This window comes from Streptococcus sp. NSJ-72, from assembly GCF_014334035.1.
GTDB lineage: Bacteria > Bacillota > Bacilli > Lactobacillales > Streptococcaceae > Streptococcus > Streptococcus constellatus.
In genome coordinates, this window is the sequence record NZ_CP060489.1 from 472,769 (window position 1) to 489,882 (window position 17,114).

The following is a 17,114-nucleotide window of genomic DNA, read 5'->3' on the forward strand; positions in this document are numbered from 1 at the left end:
GGAGGTGCCTTGTGGCAAAACATAAACAAGAAGAACATCCAGAAGATGTAGAAGTAAAAGAGGAAGCTGTAGAAACAACTGAGCAGGTTGAATCAGTAAGTCCTGAAAAAACAGAATTAGAACTAGCCAATGAGCGTGCAGAAGATTTTGAAAATAAATATCTCCGTGCTCATGCAGAAATGCAGAATATCCAGCGTCGGGCGAGTGAAGAACGCCAGCAGCTGCAAAAGTACCGCAGTCAGGATCTGGCAAAAGCTATCTTGCCTTCATTGGACAATTTAGAGCGAGCTCTGGCTGTCGAAGGGTTGACGGATGATGTCAAAAAAGGCTTAGAGATGGTGCAGGAAAGCTTGATTCACGCTCTGAAGGAAGAGGGAATTGAAGAAATCGCAGCGGACGGAGCATTTGACCATAACTATCACATGGCCATCCAAACAGTTCCAGCTGATGATGAGCACCCTGCCGACACTATTGCACAGGTCTTCCAAAAAGGCTACAAACTTCACGATCGTATTCTTCGACCAGCAATGGTGGTTGTTTATAATTAGACGGTAAGTCAGAAATCTGTGATTTCGTTGACGCACCCTCGCAAGGGTGATTAGGCTGGTCACGAGCGTTTGCGAAGTGAACTGCCAATCAGCTACTGCGTAAAGCTTGTCCGAAACGACAATAAACTATGAAGGAAGAAAACATTCGTTTAGCTTTGCTTCTGATGAGCGAAGCGAACCAAAGACGATACTCTTTGTCGTGGCGCTACTTACGCAAACTTTGAGACTTTAGGCTCAAAGTTTAGTCAAAGAGATTGACGAAGTCAAGCTCTGACGGCGTCGCCACCTAAGAAGAGTATCAAAAAGAAAATTAAAGTAAAAATAGGAAATAAGAAAGGATTTGAACCCGAACGAAATGCTCGGAAAATAGATAAACCGCCTGGCATTCATCGAATGCTTCGTTGGTTCCCTAATTTTCAGTCGCATTGTCGGCGTTCTTGGTATCATTATTATGTCTAAAATTATCGGTATTGACTTAGGTACAACAAATTCAGCAGTTGCAGTTCTTGAAGGAACTGAAAGCAAAATTATCGCAAATCCAGAAGGTAACCGTACAACACCGTCAGTTGTGTCTTTCAAAAACGGTGAAATCATCGTTGGTGACGCAGCAAAACGTCAAGCAGTGACAAATCCTGATACGATTATCTCCATTAAATCAAAAATGGGAACTTCTGAAAAAGTTTCAGCAAATGGAAAAGAGTATACTCCACAAGAAATCTCAGCTATGATTCTTCAATATTTGAAAGGCTATGCTGAAGATTACCTTGGTGAAAAAGTAACTAAGGCAGTTATCACAGTTCCTGCTTACTTCAACGATGCGCAACGTCAAGCAACTAAAGATGCTGGTAAAATTGCTGGTCTTGAAGTAGAACGGATTGTCAACGAACCAACAGCAGCAGCCCTTGCTTATGGTTTGGACAAGACAGATAAAGAAGAAAAAATCCTTGTATTTGACCTTGGTGGTGGTACATTTGACGTGTCAATCCTTGAATTAGGCGACGGTGTATTTGATGTATTAGCAACTGCAGGGGACAACAAACTCGGTGGTGACGACTTTGACCAAAAGATTATTGATCATATGGTAGCTGAGTTCAAGAAAGAAAATGGTATTGACTTGTCAACTGACAAGATGGCTCTTCAACGTTTGAAAGATGCGGCTGAAAAAGCTAAGAAAGACCTTTCTGGTGTAACTTCTACTCAAATCAGCTTGCCATTCATCACTGCGGGAGAAGCTGGACCTCTCCACTTAGAAATGACCTTGACACGTGCGAAATTTGATGACTTGACTCGTGAGCTTGTGGATCGCACAAAAGAACCTGTTCGTCGTGCATTGTCTGACGCTGGTCTTAGCTTGTCAGAAATTGATGAAGTTATTCTTGTTGGTGGTTCAACACGTATCCCAGCCGTTGTGGAAGCAGTAAAAGCTGAAACTGGTAAAGAACCAAACAAATCTGTAAACCCTGACGAAGTGGTTGCTATGGGTGCTGCTATCCAAGGTGGTGTGATTACTGGTGATGTTAAAGACGTTGTCCTTTTGGACGTAACACCGTTGTCACTTGGTATCGAAACTATGGGTGGTGTATTTACAAAACTTATTGACCGCAACACAACTATCCCAACTTCTAAATCACAAGTCTTCTCAACAGCTGCAGATAACCAACCAGCTGTGGATATCCATGTTCTTCAAGGTGAACGCCCAATGGCAGCAGATAACAAGACACTTGGACGTTTCCAATTGACAGACATTCCTGCTGCACCTCGTGGTATCCCTCAAATTGAAGTAACATTTGATATTGACAAAAACGGTATCGTGTCTGTTAAGGCTAAAGACCTTGGTACGCAAAAAGAACAACATATCGTTATCCAATCGAACTCAGGTTTGACAGATGAAGAAATTGACCGCATGATGAAAGATGCAGAAGCAAACGCCGAAGCAGATAAAAAACGTAAAGAAGAAGTAGATCTTCGCAACGAAGTAGATCAAGCTATCTTTGCGACTGAAAAGACTATCAAAGAAACAGAAGGCAAAGGCTTTGATGCAGAACGTGACGCTGCTCAAGTTGCTCTTGATGAATTGAAAAAAGCCCAAGACAACAACAACTTGGATGACATGAAATCAAAACTTGAAACACTCAATGAAAAAGCGCAAGCTCTCGCTGTGAAACTTTACGAACAAGCAGCTGCAGCCCAACAAGCTCAAGCAGGAGCAGAAGGTGCAAATCAAGCAAATACAGGCGATAACAAAGGTGATGATGTCGTAGACGGAGAGTTTACGGAAAAATAAGAAGATTTATTTAGTTATATATAACATAATTTTTCCTGATTATTAGATAGTTATACTTAAAGGAGAATGATATGGCTACTAGAGAAGAAAGAGATTACCTTTCACAGTACATTGATATTGCGGGTTCTCATTTGAATGATAGTGATGTAGATTGGTTAATGCGTTTTATTAATTCAGTAGGGAATAGACATACTGAAGAAGGTAGCTTTGACAATTGGAGCTCGGATGGTAAATATACTAGGAATTGGGTTAAAGAATACATCATTGAAAGTGATTATTCATTAACAAGTAATTATAGTTACGAAGATGATGATGGTACTAGTGGCAGTTATTCAGAAAATATAACTAATGCTCGAGATATTATCAATATAATCAGGGAGAATCCGAATTTGTTATAAGAAATCCAGAGGTTGCAGCCCAGCCTCTGTTTTTCGGTAAGAAAGAAATTGGAATGGAAACTTCCGGTTCTTTCTTATACTAAATTAGAAAGGAACTGAACCCGACCTAAATTCTCAGAAAAAAGAGAAATCAGCCTAGGAGCATCACTCCGTCGCCTGATTTCCTATTTTTCAGTTGAATTTTACGGTCTTGGTATCTTACATGAACAATACAGAATATTATGACCGTCTAGGCGTCTCCAAGAATGCTTCTCAAGACGAGATCAAGAGAGCCTATCGGAAATTATCTAAAAAGTATCATCCGGACATCAATAAAGAACCAGGTGCTGAAGAAAAATATAAAGAAGTCCAAGAGGCTTATGAAACCTTGAGCGATGAGCAAAAACGGGCAGCCTATGATCAATATGGTACCGCAGGTGCTAATGGCGGCTTCGGCGGTGGAACTGGCGGTTTCGGAGGCTTTGATGGTTCTAGCTTTGGTGGTTTTGAAGATATTTTCTCTAGCTTCTTTGGCGGAGGTGGTTCAACTCGCAACCCGAATGCACCTCGTCAAGGGGATGACCTTCAATATCGGGTCAACCTGAAGTTTGAAGAAGCCATTTTTGGTACAGATAAAGAAATTAAATATCATCGTGAGGCTACCTGCCATACTTGTCATGGTTCGGGTGCGAAACCAGGAACTAGTCCAGTCACTTGTAGTCGCTGTCACGGAGCAGGAGTGATTAATGTTGATACGCAAACTCCTCTTGGTATGATGCGTCGCCAAGTAACTTGTGATGTCTGTCATGGGCGAGGGCAAGAAATTAAAGAACCTTGCCAAACCTGTCACGGAACAGGGCATGAAAAACAAGCTCATAGTGTCCATGTAAAAATCCCAGCAGGTGTTGAAACTGGTCAACAGGTTCGCTTGTCTGGACAAGGTGAGGCTGGCTTTAATGGTGGTCCTTATGGTGACCTTTATGTCGTAGTTCAAGTTGAGCCGAGCGACAAGTTTGAGCGAGACGGATCTACCATTTACTACAAGCTCAATCTCAACTTTGTCCAAGCAGCTCTTGGTGACAGTGTGGATATTCCAACTGTTCACGGGGATGTGGAGCTGAATATCCCAGAAGGAACACAGACTGGCAAACGTTTCCGTCTGCGTGGCAAAGGAGCTCCGAGCTTGCGTGGCGGAAGCATGGGTGACCAGTATGTAACTGTCAATGTTGTGACGCCGACTGGCCTCAACGATCGTCAAAAAGCAGCACTGAAAGAGTTTGCAGAAGCTGGTGATATGAAAATCAATCCAAAGAAAAAAGGTTTCTTTGATAAAATGAAAGATGCCTTTGAGCAATAAGAAAAGAGCAGTTTGACGCTGCTCTTTTATATTATAAGGATAAAATTGTGTGTTCTTCATCTTTGGTGATGACGCGCTTGATACCAGTTGGTTGTGTGGAAACAAGTTTTGCTAGAAAATTTGGGTAGGCTTGATACTCATCCATTCGATCTAGTGGAATCCATTCAACTGTTTCGGCAGCAGAAAAGCTTGGGAACTGCTGGCCTTTTGACTTCATCAAGTAATAAAAGGAAATTTCATGGCAATTCAGACCGGCTAATTTGCCAGAACTTTGTTGGAAAAAATTTTCGTGAATGAACAGCAATCGATCGATTTCGTAGTCCTGTCCAGTTTCTTCCTTAATTTCTCGAAGAATAGCTTCTTCTGAAGTTTCTCCTAGCTGAACAGCTCCACCTAAAGGATAAAAATAATCCTCGTTTGGATTGGTCATAAAAGCAAGCGCGCCTTCTTCAATAATGACGGCAGCAGCTTTGTAACGAAATCGAGATTTCTTTTCGCAAAAAGTAATATCAGTCATTTATCTTTCCTCCGTATTCTAGTGTAGCATATTTTTAATGAAAATCTGTCCCCGGACAATTGTGTTTTTAGTTTCTTGTTTTCCAATTTATTTCTTGTTACAATAAACACATGACACGATATAAAGCGATTATTTCTTACGATGGTCATGACTTTGCTGGTTTTCAGCGGCAACCTCATGCTCGCAGCGTTCAAGAAGAGATTGAAAAGACTTTAACTAAAATCAATAGAGGAAAGCCTGTCATCGTTCATGGAGCTGGACGCACAGACAGTGGCGTTCATGCTTTGGGGCAGGTAATTCATTTTAATTTACCACAAAAAAGGGATGAAGAAAAACTACGTTTCGCACTTGATACGCAGACACCAGAAGACATTGATTTTATTAGCGTAGAAGAGGTGAATGAAGATTTTCATTCAAGATATTGTAAACACAGCAAGACCTATGAATTTATAGTGGATATCGGGCGTCCTAAAAATCCTATGATGCGCCATTATGCAACCCATTACCCTTATCCGCTTGATTTGAGTTTGATTGAAGAAGCTATTGAAAAGTTAGAAGGAACTCATGATTTTACAGGTTTTACAGCTTCAGGGACTAGTGTGGAAAATAAAGTTCGGACGATTACAAAAGCATACTTAGATTTCGATGAGAAGCGCAACTTTCTGATTTTTACTTTCTCTGGCAATGGCTTCTTGTATAAGCAAATTCGCAATATGGTCGGTACTTTATTGAAAATTGGAAATAAACGAATGCCAGTTGAGCAAATTGATAGAATTTTAACAGAGAAAAATCGTCATTTGGCTGGACCAACAGCAGCACCAAACGGACTTTATCTAAAGGAGATACGATATGAAGAATAATCTTATTCTGGCAATTTCAGGGAATGATATCTTTAGTGGTGGCGGATTGCACGCTGATTTAGCTACTTATACAGTCAATCAACTGCATGGTTTTGTGGCAGTGACTTGCCTGACAGCCATGACAGAGCAAGGTTTTGAAGTCATTCCTGTTGATTCTACTGTTTTTTCTCAGCAGCTTCATTCTCTCAAGAATGTGCCTTTCTCAGCCATCAAACTAGGACTCTTACCAAATGTTGAAATAGCAGATTTGGCCTTGGATTTTGTGAAAGCTCATGCAGGCATTCCTGTCGTATTAGATCCTGTCTTGGTTTGCAAGGAAACTCATGATGTCGAGGTCTCAGCACTTCGAGAGGAACTGATTAAATTTTTCCCTTATGCAAGTATTATCACGCCTAATTTACCAGAAGCCGAACTATTGGCTCAAAAAGAGTTGCGAACGGTGGAAGACGTAAAAGAAGCGGCTAGAATTTTCCATTTCTTAGGTGCTAAATCCGTTGTTATCAAAGGAGGGAATCGTCTAGATTCTCAAAAAGCAGTTGATGTTTTTTATAATGGAGAGCAGTTTCAATTTCTGGAATCACCTGTTTTAGACAACAATAACACGGGCGCTGGCTGTACCTTTGCTTCTAGCATTGCCAGTCAGTTAGTGTTAGGAAAATCAATTGTTGAAGCAGTTCAAATTTCAAAAAAATTTGTTTACCAAGCTATCCAACATTCAGATCAATATGGGGTTGTTCAATATGAAAAAAAATCAGACATATAAACTTGTCCTTTTGTCCATGATTGCTGCGTTGACAGTTGTTTTGGGCTACTATTTAAAAATTCCAACACCAACGGGGATTTTAACGTTCCTTGATGCAGGTATTTTCTTTACCGCCTTTTATTTTGGCAGAAAAGAAGGAGCCATCGTCGGTGGTTTAGCTGGCTTTCTCATTGATTTGCTTTCAGGTTATCCACAGTGGATGTTCTTTAGCTTGATTTTTCATAGTTTACAAGGATATTTTGCAGGTTTTAAAGGAAAAAGTCGTTATCTCGGTTTGGTGTTAGCTACGCTTGTTATGGTAGGAGGTTATGCTGTTGCTTCCACTATCATGCATGGTTGGGGAGCGGCTTTTCCAGAAATATTTCCTAACTTTTGCCAAAATACCTTAGGGATAATTGTCGGATCTATTTTGAATAAACTGTTGACAGATGTTTTGAAAAAGTTAAACAAATAAGGGCGGTGTCCTCTTGGGCTTTTAAAAGCTCTATTTGTAAATATATTCAGAAGTATTTATGACAAAATGAAACGAGGTAAAATGATGAATTTACAAGAATTGAAAAAACAAACTCAAACCATTTTAGCAGATGTTTTAGAGAAATCAGCACTATCTTCCGGTGATATTTTTGTACTGGGCTTGTCTTCCAGTGAGGTGATTGGAGGGCATATTGGAAAAAATTCCAGTCAAGAAGTGGGAGAAGTTGTTGTCAAAACTATGTTGGATATGTTGTCACTTCGCGGAATTTACTTGGCAGTTCAGGGATGTGAACATGTCAATCGTGCTTTGGTCGTGGAGAAAGAATTGGCGCAGAAACAAAATCTGGAAATTGTCAATGTGTTGCCAACTCTTCATGCTGGTGGAAGTGGTCAACTAGCAGCTTTTAAATATATGAACAACCCAGTTGAAGTGGAATTTATTACGGCTCAAGCAGGGATGGATATCGGAGATACAGCAATTGGTATGCATATTAAGCACGTCCAAATTCCAGTACGACCAATTTTGAGAGAACTCGGAGAAGCGCATGTGACTGCGCTTGCCAGTCGTCCAAAGCTAATCGGTGGAGCGCGAGCTGCTTACCAAAAAGATAAAATTCGAAAAGCATAAAGAGCAAAATCAGCAAATGGACGGAAAAATCGTTAAATTTTTCATTAGAAAATTTGTGAAATAACGTGTATTTATGGTATAATTGATTGTATTCAATAAATTTTAAGGAGAAATGACAGAATGTCTGTATCATTTGAAAGCAAAGAAACAAATCGCGGAGTTTTGACATTTACAATTAGTCAAGAACAAATCAAGCCAGAATTGGATCGTGTATTTAACTCAGTTAAGAAAAATCTGAATGTACCAGGTTTCCGTAAAGGTCATCTTCCTCGTCCAGTGTTTAATCAAAGATTTGGTGAAGAAGCTCTTTACCAAGATACATTAAATGCTCTTCTCCCAGCTGCTTATGAAGCTGCTGTTAAAGAAGCAGAGATCGAAGTTGTTGCTCAACCACAATTTGATGTGGCGTCTATGGAAAAAGGTCAAGATTGGACCATTACTGCGGAAGTGGTTACAAAACCCGAAGTAAAATTAGGTGAGTATAAAAACTTAGAAGTATCTGTTGATGTCTCTAAAGAAGTATCTGATGCAGATGTAGATGCAAAAGTTGAACGCGAACGCAATAATTTAGCAGAACTTGTATTGAAAGAAGATAAGGCTGCTAATGGTGATACAGTTGTGATTGATTTTGTTGGAACAGTTGACGGCGTTGAATTTGATGGTGGTAAAGGAGATAACTTCTCACTTGAACTTGGAAGCGGTCAATTTATTCCAGGTTTTGAAGACCAATTAGTTGGACATGCTGCTGGTGAAACAGTAGAAGTAAACGTGACATTCCCAGAAGACTATCAAGCAACAGATCTTGCAGGTAAAGATGCTAAATTTGTGACTACGATTCATGAAGTCAAAGAAAAAGAAGTTCCAGAAGTAGATGACGAACTTGCCAAAGACATTGATGAAGATGTTGAAACACTGGATGAATTAAAAGAAAAATACCGCAAAGAATTGGCTGAATCAAAAGAAATTGCGTTTGATGATGCAGTTGAATCTGCGGCACTTGACCTTGCAGTAGAAAATGCAGAAATCGTTGAATTGCCAGAAGAAATGGTTCACGAAGAAGTTCATCGCTCTGTAAATGAATTTCTTGGGAACATGCAACGTCAAGGTATTTCACCAGACATGTACTTCCAAATCACTGGTACAACTCAAGAAGATCTTCATAAACAACATGAAGCTGACGCTGAAAAACGTACTAAGACTAATCTTGTGATTGAAGCTGTTGCAAAAGCAGAAGGATTTGAAGCGAGCGATGAAGACATCGAAGCAGAAATTTCTTCACTTGCAACTGACTACAATATGGAAGTGGAGCGTGTTCGTCAACTTCTTTCAACAGATATGTTGAAACATGATATTGTTATTAAAAAAGCCGTTGAATTGATTACAAGTACTGCAAAAGTAAAATAATCTAATGATACATAAGGCAAATTCAGTCGGAGATTCGGCTGAATTGCCTTTTTGCTTCTTTTATATAAAAGTAGAAGTCATTTTGATGAAAAAGAGTGATTTTCTTGATTGGAAAATAAAATTCTTTTTGACGAAAGAAGATTTTTATCGTACAATAAAAAGTAGCGAAAATTCAACAAATTAATTTTTAAGAGCAAGTCTAAAAAAGCTCTTAAACCTTAAAAGGAGATCAATTTTGGAATTAGAAGTATTTGCTGGACAAGAAAAAAGTGAACTTTCTATGATTGAAGTGGCGCGTGCTATTTTAGAGACACGTGGTCGCAATCATGAAATGTATTTTAATGACCTTGTCAATGAAATTCAAAATTACCTTGAAAAATCAAATAGTGATATTCGTGAAGCCTTGCCGCTTTTTTATACAGAGTTAAATGTAGACGGCAGTTTCATTCCTCTAGGAGATAACAAATGGGGCTTGCGTTCATGGTATGCGATTGACGAGGTGGATGAGGAAATTATCGCCCTTGAAGATAACGATGAAGAAACTCCTAAGAAACGGAAGAAAAAACGTGTGAATGCCTTTATGGACGGAGATGAAAATGCCATTGATTACAATGACGATGATCCAGAAGATGAAGACTCATATGAAGCAGATCCTGCCCTTAATTATGACGAGGATAATCCGGACGACGAAAAGAGTGAAGTAGAAGCGTATGATGCTGAAATCAATGAAATTGCACCTGATGATTTAGGTGAAGAAGTCGAACTCAATGAAGAGGATGAAGACTATTCAGATGATGAGGTGGATTCAGAGGATGAAGAATAGTTAAGTCCGCTAACGTTTGCTTCTGTTCTTATTTGACAAAAAATTTATTCTGCGATATTATAATATCGGGCACTTCTTTTAAGAAGTCAAAAGCTCCCTAGCTCTAGGGAGCTGTTTTTGTTTTTGCTATTAGAAGTGAACACGCCTGAAAACATCGAAAAAGCAAAGGTTGATTTATGAATAGTCGTTTCCCATTTTCGTGTGTTTTCTAAATGAGTTTTGTATCTTAGATAAGGAGAATGTATGGCAACAAAATATATTTTTGTTACAGGTGGTGTAGTTAGTTCGATCGGTAAAGGGATTGTGGCAGCAAGTCTTGGTCGTCTTTTGAAAAATCGTGGTCTTAAGGTAACCATTCAAAAGTTTGATCCATATATCAATATTGACCCAGGAACGATGAGCCCTTATCAACACGGTGAAGTATTTGTGACGGATGATGGTGCAGAAACTGACTTAGACCTCGGGCATTATGAACGCTTTATTGATATCAACTTAAATAAATATTCAAATGTGACAACAGGTAAGATTTATAGCGAAGTTCTTCGTAAAGAACGTAAAGGTGAGTACCTTGGAGCAACTGTTCAAGTCATTCCACACATTACAGATGCTCTAAAAGAAAAAATTAAACGCGCTGCAACGACAACAGACTCTGACGTGATTATCACAGAAGTAGGAGGAACTGTTGGAGATATTGAAAGTTTGCCATTCTTAGAAGCACTTCGTCAAATGAAGGCAGATGTTGGTGCAGATAATGTGATGTATATCCACACGACATTGCTTCCTTATCTGAAAGCTGCTGGGGAAATGAAAACGAAGCCCACTCAGCATTCTGTAAAAGAATTGCGTGGTCTTGGAATTCAACCGAACATGCTTGTTATTCGTACTGAAAAACCGGCTGGCCAAAATATTAAGAACAAATTGGCACAATTTTGTGATGTAGCACCAGAAGCAGTGATTGAGTCGCTAGATGTGGAACATTTGTATCAAATTCCGCTGAATTTGCAAGCACAAAACATGGACCAAATCGTTTGTGATCACTTGAAGTTGGACGTGCCAGAAGCAGATATGACAGATTGGTCTGCTATGGTTGATAAAGTCATGAACTTGAAGAAACAAGTAAAAATTGCGCTTGTTGGGAAATATGTGGAGTTGCCAGATGCGTATATCTCTGTTGTAGAAGCTCTCAAGCACTCTGGTTATGCCAATGATGCAGAAATCAAGCTGAATTGGGTCAATGCAAATGATGTCACAACTGAAAATGTCGCCGAATTGTTGAAAGATGCAGACGGTATTATTGTGCCGGGGGGATTTGGTCATCGCGGAACCGAAGGAAAGATTGCGACCATTCAATATGCGCGTGAAAATGATGTGCCAATGCTTGGAATTTGCCTTGGTATGCAGTTGACTTGTGTTGAGTTTGCTCGCCATGTGCTAGGATTTGAAGATGCTAATTCTTCAGAATTAAATCCTGATACGAAGCATCCTGTTATTGATTTGATGCGTGATCAGATTGATGTAGAAGATATGGGAGGAACGCTTCGCTTAGGACTTTATCCGTCTAAGTTGAAACGTGGTTCCAAAGCCGCTGCAGCTTATGATAATCAAGAAGTTGTTCAGCGTCGCCACCGCCACCGTTACGAATTTAACAATGAATTCCGTCAACAATTTGAAGATGCCGGTTTTGTATTCTCAGGAGTTTCACCGGACAATCGCTTGGTGGAAATTGTAGAAATTCCAGAAAATAAATTCTTTGTGGCTTGTCAATACCACCCAGAATTATCTAGCCGTCCTAATCGTCCAGAAGGACTTTATACAGCTTTTGTTACAGCAGCAGTTGAAAATAGTGAGAAATAAGATTGGAAGCAATTCCAGTCTTTTTAGCATTTCTCATAGGAGAAAAATTTGTTAATATGAATGAAAGACAGCATTTTAAAACTAAAGTAAGAAATTTTCTCCTAAAAATGATACAATTTGAATAGTTGATGAGCTCAATAAATAATGAAACGGAGGTGGATCATGATGAAGTTTATACTGAATGAAAGTCTCGCAATGCTTGGGATTAAAAATGTGGTTATTGGCATCGCTAAAAATGTAGATCCACATGCACCTTTACCTGCTTCATTTTTGAAAAAGCAAAAAGAGATGGAAAAGTGGGCATTGAATTGCGATATCGATGAGGTGTCTGATACTCCAGTCATTCAAGGCTACAAGGATTTGTTGCAAAGTGTCGGACGTAGTGTCAAGAAGAATCCTCCTACCGTTTTGGCGCTTATTCGGAATATTCGACATCGAGGATCCATCCCGAATATTAATAGTATTATTGATATTTATAATGTTGAATCTTTACATTCTTTATTAGCCATCGGTGGGCATGATTTGGATAAAATAGCGGGGCAAATTGAATTTACGGTTAGTCAAAAAGAAGATGTTTTTCTACCGATTTTATCCACGGAAAAACACGTTTCACAGACTGATTATGTTTATCGTGATCAAAAAGGAATTTTAGCATGGCTAGATGTTCGTGACGGAGAAAACTATAAATTTGATGACGAGACAAAGAATGCTATTTTTATCATTCAAGGAAATGCTCATACATCTGTTGAAATGCGTTTAGAAGCACTGAAACGCATTGAGAACGATTTAGCAGAATGTATGCCGAATCTGGAGTTTGAAACGTATGTCATTTGTTCAGAGAAAAAGACATAAAAACAGTGTATTCACTGATAGGATACGAGAAGTAAATCTGTTTTTTTGAAGGCATTTGGAATACAATCACATTTTTTAGTAAAAGATTTGTTTGAAAATTCTTTACTTTTTAGTAAGATATAGTATAATTAGAATATATCATAGTTTTCGGAGGTACCTATGAAAAAAAGTAAAATTATTGCAGTAGCAGGGGTAGCCCTACTAACTGCTGGTTTTTTAACAGCTTGCTCGGGTTCGAAATCAAACTCAGCTGAAACAAAATTTGGTTATGTGTATTCTGGTGATCCAGAAACTTTGGATTATGTAACATCAGGAAAAGCAACCACTAGCGATCTTGTGACAAATGGAGTTGACGGATTGTTAGAAAATGACAAATATGGAAATCTTGTACCATCAATGGCTAAGTCATGGACTGTATCAAAAGATGGTTTAACCTATACTTATAAACTTCGTAAGGGTGCCAAATGGTACACATCAGAAGGTGAAGAATATGCTGAAGTCAAGGCGCAAGATTTTGTAACTGGACTGAAACATGCTGCCGATAAAAAATCTGAGGCTCTTTATTTGGTTCAAAACTCAATTAAAGGTTTAGATGCTTACGTGAATGGTCAAACAAAAGACTTTTCAACGGTAGGTGTGAAAGCGGTTGATGACTATACTGTTCAGTATACATTGAACAAGCCAGAACCATATTGGAATTCTAAGACAACCTCTGCCATTATGTGGCCAATTAATGCCGAATTTTTGAAATCTAAAGGAAATAAATTTGGCCAATCAACAGACCCTAACTCAATCCTCTATAATGGACCATTCTTGATGAAAGCTATCACAGCAAAATCTGCGGTAGAATATGTTAAAAACAAACATTATTGGGATAAAGATAAAGTAAAAGTTGATAGCATTAAACTTGCTTACTATGATGGTCAAGACCAGGACTCATTGGCTCGTAATTTCAAAGATGGGGCATACTCATACGCACGCCTCTTCCCAACAAGTTCAAACTTTGCAACTTTTGAAAAACAATTCAAGGACAATATCTATACAGCAGAAGCAGGCTCTGGAACGGCTGCTTTAGCCCTTAATATTGACCGTCAATCTTACAACCATACGGCTAAGAAAACAGATGAAGAAAAAAATTCAACGAAAAAGGCATTGTTGAACAAAGACTTCCGTCAAGCTTTGAACTTTGCACTTGACCGCGAATCTTATGCAGCACAAGTAAATGGTAAAGATGGTGCTGCCACAGCAATCCGTAATATGTTTGTACCATCTAATTTTGTTCAAGTTGGTGAAAAATCATTTAGTGATGTTGTAGAAGAAAAATTAGCAAGCTATGGCGATGACTGGAAGGGTGTCAAACTAGCTGATTCACAAAATGGCTTGTACAATCCAACAAAAGCAAAAGCAAAATTTGCAAAAGCAAAAGAAGCTTTGCAAGCTCAAGGTGTGAAATTCCCAATCCACTTAGACGTTCCTGTTGTAGAAACTTCTAAGAACTACGTTGCTCGGATGCAGTCTTTAAAACAATCTGTTGAAAAAGTACTCGGCAAAGAAAATGTTGTCATGGACTTGAATATGATGTCAGAAGACGACTTTAATAACGTCACTTACTATGCTCCAAATGCAGCTGGAGAAGACTGGGATATTTCAGGTGCTGTTGGTTGGAGTCCTGATTATCAAGATCCATCTACTTATCTTGATATTTTGAAATCAACGGCTTCTGACAATACGAAGACTTGGTTTGGTTTTGACTCTGGTAGTGAAAATGCCGGTGCTAAAGCAGTAGGCTTGGACGAATATAATAAATTAGTCGATGAAGCAGGTGCAGAAACAACAGACATTGCAAAACGTTATGAAAAATATGCAGCAGCACAAGCTTGGTTAACAGACAGTTCGCTTGTCTTGCCAACAATGGCTTCAACAGGTGCCGGAACTTTTGTGTCACGCATTCAACCGTTCTCAGGTGCATTTGCGCAAACAGGTAGTAAAGGTAGCTCAACCTACTATAAATACATTAAAGTCGGTAAAGATGCTGTCACGAAGAAAGACTATGAAGCAGCCAAGAAGAAATGGCAAAAAGAAAAAGCCGAGTCTAATAAAAAAGCTCAAGATGAATTAGCTGATCATGTAAAATAATACAATGATAAAAGCAGGTAAAACTCACTAAAAGATGAGGAAAACCTGCTTTTTTAATTTCTAAAGGTTAATAGATTAATATAAACCTTATTAAATCAGCTTTCAAAATATGTCGTAAAATTTAGAAAATTCTATTTACTTTTTACTGTTTGTGTGCTAGAATGTATAAAAATAATGAATTTGGGAGGAATATTCATGAAGAAAAGTAAAATCATTGCTTTAGCGGCTGTTAGCCTACTTGCAGCAGGAGCCTTAACGGCTTGTTCTGGCTCTAAAACAAGTTCTAGCAACAAAACATTTTCATATGTTTATGAGCAAGATCCAGATAATTTGGATTATTTGACAACTGGGAAGGCCTCTACTTCAAATATTACAAGTAATGTCATTGATGGACTTTTAGAAAATGACCGTTACGGAAATTTAATCCCTTCTGTGGCAAAGGATTGGACGGTTTCCAAAGATGGCTTGACTTACACTTATAAACTTCGTAAAGGTGTCAAATGGTATACATCCGAAGGTGAAGAGTATGCCGAAGTCAAAGCGCAAGACTTTGTGGCTGGTTTGAAACACGCTGCAGATAAGAAATCCGATGCTATTTATTTGGTACAAGATTCAATCAAAGGCCTGGATGCTTACATGAAGGGTGAAAATAAAGATTTCTCTTCTGTCGGTATCAAAGCGGTTGATGATTATACGGTTCAATATACTCTGAATCGACCAGAAAGCTTTTGGAATTCAAAGACTACGATGGGGGTTTTAGCGCCAGTTAATGCAGAATTTTTGAAATCAAAAGGAAATAAATTTGCACAAGCAACAGACCCATCTAGTCTTCTTTATAATGGACCATACTTGCTAAAATCTATCACTGCAAAATCATCTGTTGAATTGGCTAAAAATCCAAACTATTGGGATAAGAAAAATGTACACATTGATAACATCAAATTGTCTTACTATGATGGTCAAGACCAAGATAAACTTGCTAAAGGATTTAGTGACGGTTCATTTACCAATGCAAAAGTATTTCCAACTAGTCCAAGTTATGCTTCTGTCAGCAAGAAATACAAAAACAACATCGTTTATACTCCACAAGATGCAACCACTTATCTAGTGGCTACAAACATCGATCGTCAATCTTACAATCATACATCAAAGACAACAGATGCTCAAAAGACATCTACTAAGAAAGCATTATTGAATAAAGATTTCCGTCAAGCAATTACCTTTGCATTTGACCGTACTGCTTATGCTTCACAGGTGAATGGTAAAGATGGTGCGACAAAGATGCTTCGTAATCTCTTTGTACCACCAACTTTTGTTCAAACAGATGATAAGAACTTTGGAGAATTGGTCAAAGAAAAATTAGTCAGCTACGATGAAAGTTGGAAAGATGTCAACTTAAATGATGCGCAAGACGGTCTTTACAATCCAACGAAAGCCAAGGAAAAATTAGCCAAAGCGAAAGCAGCGCTTCAAGCAGACGGTGTTCAATTCCCAATCCACATTGACATGCCAGTTGACCAAACGGCAACGAATAAAGTTCAACGTGTACAATCATTGAAACAATCGATTGAAAAAAATCTTGGCAAAGAAAATGTTGTGATTGACATTCAACAAATGTCTAAAGACGATGTAAATAATATCACTTACTTTGCTGAATCTGCAGCTGCAGAAGATTGGGATCTTTCTGATAATGTTGGTTGGAGTCCAGACTTCCAAGATCCATCTACCTATCTTGATATCATCAAACCTTCAAGCGGTGAAAGCACAAAGACCTATCTAGGATTTGATGCAGGTACGAATAACGCTGCAGCAGCACAAGTCGGTATGAACGAATATGAAAAGCTGTTGAACGAGGCTGAAAAAGAAACCACTAATACGAATGCACGCTATGAAAAATATGCGGCAGCCCAAGCTTGGTTGACTGATAATGCATTAGTTATTCCAACAACAACGCTAACGGGTCGCCCAATTCTTTCTCGCACAGTGCCATTTACTAATCCATTTGCTTGGTCAGGAAACAAAGGGAATAGTGAAATCATTCTATATAAATATCTTGAACTCCAAGATGAGCCTGTTACACAAGATCAGTACAAGAAAGCTATGACTAAATGGAATAAAGAGCGATCAAAATCTAATAAAAAAGCTCAAGAAGAACTTGCAGATCATGTTAAATAATTGAAAAAAATTTAACAGAAAAACAAAAAAGGTTCATTTATGATAAAAATATTCTGACAATT

Annotated in this window: 15 protein-coding genes; 14 read left to right on the forward strand and 1 reads right to left on the reverse strand. The window is 38.6% G+C overall.

Annotated elements, in window-relative coordinates:
* The first annotated feature begins 11 nt into the window (after positions 1-11).
* The 4 genes from grpE to dnaJ all read left to right on the forward strand — a co-directional run bounded on the left by grpE (position 12) and on the right by dnaJ (position 4,566).
* On the forward strand, positions 12-548 hold the full coding sequence (gene grpE, locus H8787_RS02400; RefSeq protein ID WP_187328157.1) for a nucleotide exchange factor GrpE: 537 nt from the start codon (positions 12-14) through the stop codon (positions 546-548).
* Positions 549-999: 451 nt separating this feature from the next.
* Positions 1,000-2,832: a molecular chaperone DnaK gene (dnaK, locus tag H8787_RS02405; RefSeq protein WP_187328158.1), complete on the forward strand. Its 1,833-nt coding sequence runs from the start codon at positions 1,000-1,002 to the stop codon at positions 2,830-2,832.
* 71 nt (positions 2,833-2,903) lie between these two features.
* Entirely contained in the window at positions 2,904-3,230 is a 327-nt protein-coding gene (locus H8787_RS02410; protein ID WP_102568263.1) for a hypothetical protein, read from the forward strand.
* Between the two features lie 202 nt (positions 3,231-3,432).
* Positions 3,433-4,566 carry a molecular chaperone DnaJ gene (dnaJ, locus tag H8787_RS02415; RefSeq protein ID WP_187328159.1) on the forward strand — a complete coding sequence of 378 codons (1,134 nt, stop codon included), beginning with the start codon at positions 3,433-3,435 and terminating at the stop codon, positions 4,564-4,566.
* A gap of 31 nt (positions 4,567-4,597) precedes the next feature.
* Here dnaJ and H8787_RS02420 read toward each other — a convergent pair whose 3' ends face one another.
* A complete protein-coding gene (locus H8787_RS02420) occupies positions 4,598-5,083 on the reverse strand; it encodes an NUDIX hydrolase (protein ID WP_187328160.1) in 486 nt (161 codons plus the stop codon).
* 110 nt (positions 5,084-5,193) lie between these two features.
* Here H8787_RS02420 and truA point away from each other — a divergent pair, with 110 nt between their 5' ends.
* The 10 genes from truA (at position 5,194) to H8787_RS02470 (ending at position 17,052) form a co-directional block, all read left to right on the forward strand.
* Positions 5,194-5,943, forward strand: a complete 750-nt coding sequence (truA, locus tag H8787_RS02425; RefSeq protein ID WP_003070588.1) for a tRNA pseudouridine(38-40) synthase TruA — start codon at positions 5,194-5,196, stop codon at positions 5,941-5,943.
* Positions 5,933-6,706, forward strand: a complete 774-nt coding sequence (locus H8787_RS02430; protein WP_003070587.1) for a bifunctional hydroxymethylpyrimidine kinase/phosphomethylpyrimidine kinase — start codon at positions 5,933-5,935, stop codon at positions 6,704-6,706. The genes truA and H8787_RS02430 overlap by 11 nt, the downstream gene beginning before the upstream one ends.
* Positions 6,684-7,160 carry an ECF transporter S component gene (locus H8787_RS02435; protein WP_006270221.1) on the forward strand — a complete coding sequence of 159 codons (477 nt, stop codon included), beginning with the start codon at positions 6,684-6,686 and terminating at the stop codon, positions 7,158-7,160. Before H8787_RS02430 ends, H8787_RS02435 begins: the two co-directional genes overlap by 23 nt.
* Positions 7,161-7,244: 84 nt before the next feature.
* A complete protein-coding gene (locus H8787_RS02440) occupies positions 7,245-7,808 on the forward strand; it encodes a TIGR01440 family protein (protein ID WP_022524559.1) in 564 nt (187 codons plus the stop codon).
* A 120-nt stretch (positions 7,809-7,928) separates the two neighbouring features.
* The gene (gene tig / locus H8787_RS02445) at positions 7,929-9,212 is read left to right on the forward strand and encodes a trigger factor (RefSeq protein WP_003070584.1); all 1,284 of its coding nucleotides are present in this window, start codon (positions 7,929-7,931) and stop codon (positions 9,210-9,212) included.
* A 235-nt stretch (positions 9,213-9,447) separates the two neighbouring features.
* Positions 9,448-10,035: a DNA-directed RNA polymerase subunit delta gene (gene rpoE / locus H8787_RS02450; RefSeq protein ID WP_003070583.1), complete on the forward strand. Its 588-nt coding sequence runs from the start codon at positions 9,448-9,450 to the stop codon at positions 10,033-10,035.
* A 243-nt stretch (positions 10,036-10,278) separates the two neighbouring features.
* On the forward strand, positions 10,279-11,889 hold the full coding sequence (locus H8787_RS02455; protein ID WP_126467591.1) for a CTP synthase: 1,611 nt from the start codon (positions 10,279-10,281) through the stop codon (positions 11,887-11,889).
* A gap of 162 nt (positions 11,890-12,051) precedes the next feature.
* Positions 12,052-12,741, forward strand: coding sequence for a B3/4 domain-containing protein (locus H8787_RS02460; protein ID WP_049481631.1), 690 nt, complete (start codon positions 12,052-12,054; stop codon positions 12,739-12,741).
* A 159-nt stretch (positions 12,742-12,900) separates the two neighbouring features.
* A complete protein-coding gene (locus tag H8787_RS02465) occupies positions 12,901-14,877 on the forward strand; it encodes a peptide ABC transporter substrate-binding protein (RefSeq protein WP_003070579.1) in 1,977 nt (658 codons plus the stop codon).
* Positions 14,878-15,072: 195 nt separating this feature from the next.
* Positions 15,073-17,052 (forward strand): peptide ABC transporter substrate-binding protein, encoded by a 1,980-nt coding sequence (locus H8787_RS02470; RefSeq protein WP_187328161.1) that lies wholly within the window; start codon positions 15,073-15,075, stop codon positions 17,050-17,052.
* The last annotated feature ends 62 nt before the right edge of the window (positions 17,053-17,114 follow it).